Consider the following 5,730-nt stretch of genomic DNA (forward strand, 5'->3'; position numbering starts at 1 on the left):
TCAGCCGCCGCGGCCTCAGCCGCCGCGGCCTGCCCGCGCGAGCGCGGCCGCGATGGCGGCGCGGGCCAGCGGCCCGGCGGCGTCCGGGTCCACGTGGTGGTCGCGCCCCTGCGCGGCGCCGAGGAAGCGCCGGTCGAGCGTGCCGTCGGGCCCGAGCAGGGCGTCGAACCCGTCGACGTACCGCAAGCCGCGGGCGCGGCAGAGTGCCCGGAGGCGGTCGTTGAAGGCCCGGTGCAGGGCCGTGCGCGCGGCAAGGCCCGGGACCGCGATCGACCGCACGGCGCGGATGATCTCCGCCTCGTCCCGGTCACCCTCGAGCTGCGCGACGTGGGCGTTGCAGTAGCCCTCGGCCCAGGCCTCGTCCGAGAGCGCCGGCGGGGCGATTCCGACCACGTGGACGGCCGTGAAGCGCCCGAAATGCTCGCCCAGGAAGGCGCCGTAGCGCTCCACGACCTCGGTGCAGAACGTCCCGAACGCCGCGGGGTCGAAGGCCGCCTCGCCGCGCGCGATGCGCCGGAAGGTCGAGACGAACTCGACGTCGACCTGCCCGAACTGGAAGAAGGCGGGCAGGCCGCGCCCGCCCGCGGCCGCGAGGGCCGCGGCGGTGCGGGCGAGGTACTGCCCGTAGCCCGAGCGGGAGGCCGGGTTCGCGAGGCCGACCGCGGAGCCGGCCGAGCAGAGCAGGTGGACCGGGACGGTGGGCGCGCGGCGGCCTCCCCCGACCGACCGCGAGAGCAGCGAGTGGCTGTCGCCGGCGAGGAGGAAGGGCCGCCCGACGCGGCGCAGGGCCGGCAGGAGCCGGCGCCAGAAATCCGGGTCGTGGGCGCTCGCCGGCCGGGCCGTCAGGTGGGCGTTGACGAGGCTCGCGACGATCTGGGCGAGGTAGCGGCGGTTCCAGGGGCGGGCCGCGGCGAGGCGCTCGAGGCCCGCGAGGTCCAGCGCCGCCGGGAGAGCGAAGCTCGCCTCGGTGCAGCCGCGCAGGATGTGGAGCAGGGCGACCCGGTCGTCCGGCAGGGCTGCCGTAAGGGCGGCCGACTGGCCCCGGTAGGCGGCGCCCGAGGCGCCGGCGCCCTCCGCGAGGCGCAGGAAAGCCTCCAGCGGCTCGGGGAAGCAGCGCAGGGCGTACCAGCGCAGGCCGACGGCCCGGCGCGGCCCGCGCAGCGCGCGGCGCAGGACCTTGCCGACCCGGATCACCGGGCGGTCAGCCGCGGGGGAATTCCAGGCCCATCTCGCGGTAGCGCTCCGGATCGTCGGCCCAGTTCTCCCGCACCTTCACGAACAGGAACAGGTGGACCTGGGTCTCGGCGGCCTCGGCGATGTCGCGGCGGGCGGCCTGGCCGATGGCCTTGATGGTCTGGCCGCCCTTGCCGAGGACGATCTTCCGCTGGCTCTCGCGCTCGACGAAGATCGTCTGCTCGATCCGGACCGAGCCGTCGGGACGGGCCTGCCACTGGTCGGTCTCGACGGTCGAGGAGTAGGGCAGTTCCTCGTGTAGGCGGTCGTAGATCTTCTCGCGGGTGATCTCGGCGGCGAGGAGGCGCAGCGGCGCGTCCGAGACCTGGTCCTCCGGGTAGAGCCAGGGACCGGGCGGCATCAGGCCGGCGAGCGCGCGCCGCAGGTCGGCGACGCCGTCGCCCGTGAGCGCCGAGATCATGAAGGTGTGCGCGAAGGCGACCCGCGCGTTGAGGGTCTGGGCGATGTCGAGCAGGCGCTCGCGCGGGATCAGGTCGATCTTGTTGAGCACGAGGAACTTCGGCCGGCGCAGGTCCGGCAGGCGGCCCAGGAGGGCGTCGACCTCCTCGTCCACGCCCCTGCGGGCGTCCACCAGCAGGCAGACCGCGTCCGCGTCGGCGGCCCCGCTCCAGGCCGAGGTCACCATGGCGCGGTCGAGCCGGCGCTTGGGCGCGAAGATGCCGGGGGTGTCGACGAGCACGATCTGCGACCGGCCCTCCAGCGCGATGCCCCGCACCAGGGCCCGGGTGGTCTGCACCTTGCGCGAGACGATCGACACCTTGGCGCCGACGAGGTTGTTGAGGAGGGTCGACTTGCCGGCGTTCGGCACGCCGATCAGGGCGACGAAGCCCGCGCGCGTGTCGCCGGCGTCGGGGGTCGCGGGGGCGTCGGCCTCGGCCATGGCGGTCTCGTCACTCCTGTGCGGCGGCCGCGTCGTCGGCCCACAATCCCTCGCGGATCAGGAGGGCGCGGGCGGCCTCCTGCTCGGCCAGGCGCTTCGAGCCGCCGACGCCGAGGCCCGGCTCCACGCCGGCGACCCGGGCCTCGATGCGGAACGAGGGCGCGTGGTCGGGCCCGGCCCGCTCCACCACCGCGTAGGTCGGGGTCGGCCAGCCCTTTCCTTGCGCCCATTCCTGCAACGCGGATTTCGGGTCGCGGCTCCGCGTGCCCTCGGTCTGGTCGCCCGCCGCGAAGGCGCGGTCGATCACCGCCTTGGCGGCGGCGTAGCCGGCATCGAGGAAGATCGCGCCCAGGATGGCCTCGCAGACGTCGGCCAGGATCGCGGCGTTGTGGCGCCCCCCGCCGTGGACCTCCCCGCCGCCGAGATGCAGGTGGGTCCCGACGTCCCAGGCGGCGGCGACGGCCGCGCAGCTCTCCCGGCGCACGAGGCCCGAGAGGCGGCGCGACAGGTCGCCCTCGTCCGCGCGCGGAAGGGCGGCGTAGAGCCCGTCCGCCACCGCGAGGCCGAGCACGCGGTCGCCGAGGAATTCCAGGCGCTGGTAGCTGCCGGCGCCCGACGCGGCGCTGACGTGGGTGAGCGCGCGGGTCAGGAGGCCGTGATCGGCGAAGCGGTGCCCGATCCGCTCCTCGAGCAGCGACAGGTCGGGCCGGCGCCGCGGGGCCCGGCGGGCGCGGCTCGCGGAGCGCGGCGCCTCGGCGCCGGCGTCGATGCCGGTCCCCGCCCCGCCCGCTCCGTCAGCCGCACTCACCGCGAGAACCCCCGTCAGTGGATCGGCTTGAACAGCCGGTTCCAGCGCACCGTCCAGGGCCAGTTCCAGATCTGCCAGGCGGCCGCGCCCTCGTCGATCGAGAAGAAGATCACCTCGGCCCGGCCGATCAGGTTCTCGAACGGCACGTAGCCGACGTTGCCGAGGTCGCGCGAGTCGGTGGAGTTGTCCCGGTTGTCGCCCATCATGAAGAAGTGGTTGGCCGGCACCGTGTAGACCTGGGTGTTGTCCCACAGGCCGCGGTCGCCGTCGCGCTCGATGATGTTGTGCGTGACGCCGTTCGGCAGCGTCTCCTGGTACTGCGGCACCAGCGTCGCCTGGCCGAACGCGTCGCTCGTCGAGTAGTCGGCGATGCGCTCGCGCTTCACGGGCCGGCCGTTGATGGTGAGCACGCCCTCGATGACCTGGATGCGGTCGCCCGGCAGGCCGATCACCCGCTTGATGTAGTCGGTCGCGTTGTCCTTGGGCAGCTTGAACACCACGATGTCGCCGCGCTTGGGCTCCGCGCCCCAGATCCGGCCCTTGGCCTCGATCGGAAGGTACTCGCTCAGCGGTAGCGAGTATTTCGAGTAGCCGAGCGAGTACTTGGACACGAACAGATAGTCGCCGATCAGCAGGGTCGGGATCAGCGACCCCGACGGGATGTTGAACGGCTGGAACAGCAGCGTGCGCACGACGACGGCGATCAGAAGCGCCTGGAGGCCGACCTTGACGGTCTCCTTGACGGAGTCCCAGAGGCCGGCGTCCTTGCTCCGCTTCATGTCCTGGTCGATGCGTGCGCGTTCCATGGAAAAGTCTCTCCGGCGGTCGGTGTGTTGGCCTTGGCAACCGCCGAGGGCACGCGGCCGGCATTCCGCGGTGCCGGGGGTCTAGACTAACGCTTGTCCGCCCGCAACGCGCGCCCCGGCCGAAACGGGTCGGCCCCCCGGCGCCGGGTCCCGCCCCCGGGCGTCAGAGCGGGAGCGCCTCGATGATCACGAAGGCCTGGGCGAGGGGCGGCTCGTCGGTGAGCGTGACGTGGACCTGCGGCCGGTGCCCCGGCGGGATCAGGCCCGCGAGGCGCGCGGCGGCGCCCCCGGTGAGGCGCAGCGTCGGGCGGCCGCCGGGGAGGTTCACCACCTCCATGTCGCGCCAGAACACGCCGCGGCTCAGGCCCGTGCCGAGCGCCTTGGCGCAGGCCTCCTTGGCGGCGAAGCGCCGGGCGTAGGAGGGCGCCCGGGCGGCGCGCCGGTCGCTGCGCGCCCGCTCGCCCTCCGTGAAGACCCGGTGCGTGAAGCGCTCGCCGAAGCGGGCGAGCGAGCGCTCGATGCGGCGGATGTCGCAGAGGTCCGAGCCGATGCCGACGATCATGCGCCGGCCCCGCGCCGGCCCGCCTCCATGGCGTCGCGCATGCCCCGCACCGCCGCCGCGAGCCCGACGAACACCGCCTCGCCCACGATGGCGTGGCCGATGTTGAGCTCGCGGATCTCCGGCAGCGCCGCGACCGGGCCGACGCTCTCGACCGTGAGGCCGTGGCCGGCATGGATCTCGAGCCCGAGCGCGGTGCCGTGCCGGGCCGCCCGGACGATGCGGGCGAGCTCCCGGGCCGCCCGCGCGGCGTCGCCGGCGAGCACCGCGTCGCAGTAGGTGCCGGTATGCAGCTCGACCACCGGCGCCGCGAGCGCCCGGGCCGCGTCCATGACGTGGACCTCGGGCTCGACGAACAGCGAGACGCGGATGCCGGCGGCGTTGAGCCGGGCGATGGCCGGGGCGAGCTGCTCGCGCCCGGTCACGATGTCGAGGCCGCCCTCGGTGGTGCGCTCCTCGCGCTTCTCCGGCACCAGGCAGGCGGCGTGCGGGCGCAGCCGGGTCGCGATGGCGAGCATCTCCTCGGTCGCCGCCATCTCGAAGTTCAGCGGCCGGTCGATCTCGCGCATCAGGCGCACGACGTCGTCGTCGCGGATGTGGCGCCGGTCCTCCCGCAGGTGGGCGGTGATGCCGTCGGCGCCGGCCGCGATGGCGGCGTGGGCGGCCCGGACCGGGTCCGGCAGGCGGCCCCCGCGGGCGTTGCGCAGGGTGGCGACGTGGTCGATGTTGACGCCGAGGCGAAGGGGGGACGCGGACATCGGGCGTGCGGGCTCCGGAGGATGCCGGCGGTGTAGCGCGCGCCGCCCGGCGGGGCCAGCCGGACGAAGGGGCCGCCCTCCCCGGCCGGGACGCCGTCCCCGTCAAACCGCCGCGCGGGCGCTCATCCGCCTGGACACCTCGGCGAGCCCACCGCACTGTGCGGGCACCGCGGGAGGGGCCCGGGCCGGCTCCGCGCCGGCGCGGGGCCCGGCCGCGAAACCCGACGACGAGGCTGGGTGGGCCGACGCGCCCGCCCCGGAGACGCTCACGATGTCTGCACGACGGCTCGACCGTGGCGGTGCTGCCCCCGCCCGGCTGCCACTGCCGCTCCGCCCCCACACCTTCGCCGCGATCCCCACCCATGACCCGCGCGCCGGGGCCGATCACCCGCGCGAGGCGGCCCCCGGCCCGCGCGACGGGCGTGCGGCCGGCCGTGCGCCGGAACCCGCGGGCCCGGCCGCGGTTGCCGGCGCGAGGCGCGTGACCGAACGACGAGAGGCTGGCTTGCTCACAACCCTGCGGATGGCCGTCGCGGCGCTCGCGACCCTCTCGGCCGTCACGGCCGCGGGCGCCCAGCAGGGCTCGGTCCCCCCGGAGGCCCCGAAGCCCGCGGCGCCGGCCGCGCCGGCCCCGGCGGCTCCGGCCCCCGCGGCACCGACCGCCC

At 75.4% G+C, this 5,730-nt stretch carries 6 protein-coding genes; all 6 read right to left on the reverse strand.

All coding sequences use genetic code 11. The features are described from left to right. Positions 1–15 precede the first annotated feature (15 nt). Positions 16–1,194 (reverse strand): hypothetical protein, encoded by a 1,179-nt coding sequence (locus DT057_RS33765; protein WP_128566377.1) that lies wholly within the window; start codon positions 1,192–1,194, stop codon positions 16–18. A gap of 7 nt (positions 1,195–1,201) precedes the next feature. Further along, complete coding sequence (gene era / locus DT057_RS33770) at positions 1,202–2,134, reverse strand: GTPase Era (RefSeq protein ID WP_128566378.1); 933 nt, start codon at positions 2,132–2,134, stop codon at positions 1,202–1,204. 10 nt (positions 2,135–2,144) lie between these two features. Then, complete coding sequence (gene rnc / locus DT057_RS33775; RefSeq protein WP_128566382.1) at positions 2,145–2,903, reverse strand: ribonuclease III; 759 nt, start codon at positions 2,901–2,903, stop codon at positions 2,145–2,147. Between the two features lie 53 nt (positions 2,904–2,956). Next, positions 2,957–3,748, reverse strand: a complete 792-nt coding sequence (gene lepB / locus DT057_RS33780) for a signal peptidase I (RefSeq protein WP_128566379.1) — start codon at positions 3,746–3,748, stop codon at positions 2,957–2,959. Positions 3,749–3,911: 163 nt separating this feature from the next. Further along, a complete protein-coding gene (acpS, locus tag DT057_RS33785; RefSeq protein WP_128566380.1) occupies positions 3,912–4,310 on the reverse strand; it encodes a holo-ACP synthase in 399 nt (132 codons plus the stop codon). Continuing rightward, positions 4,307–5,065 (reverse strand): pyridoxine 5'-phosphate synthase, encoded by a 759-nt coding sequence (locus DT057_RS33790; protein ID WP_128566381.1) that lies wholly within the window; start codon positions 5,063–5,065, stop codon positions 4,307–4,309. Before DT057_RS33790 ends, acpS begins: the two co-directional genes overlap by 4 nt. Between the last annotated feature and the right edge of the window lie 665 nt (positions 5,066–5,730).

The sequence above is a fragment of the Methylobacterium crusticola genome, assembly GCF_003574465.1.
Taxonomy (GTDB): domain Bacteria; phylum Pseudomonadota; class Alphaproteobacteria; order Rhizobiales; family Beijerinckiaceae; genus Methylobacterium; species Methylobacterium crusticola.

Bases quoted from the DNA above. Each gene is read 5' to 3' on its own strand.
- acpS (WP_128566380.1), bottom strand. From the start codon at position 4,310: ATGATCGTCGGCATCGGCTCGGACCTCTGCGACATCCGCCGCATCGAG.
- DT057_RS33790 (WP_128566381.1), bottom strand. From the start codon at position 5,065: ATGTCCGCGTCCCCCCTTCGCCTCGGCGTCAACATCGACCACGTCGCC.
- lepB (WP_128566379.1), bottom strand. From the start codon at position 3,748: ATGGAACGCGCACGCATCGACCAGGACATGAAGCGGAGCAAGGACGCC.
- era (WP_128566378.1), bottom strand. From the start codon at position 2,134: ATGGCCGAGGCCGACGCCCCCGCGACCCCCGACGCCGGCGACACGCGC.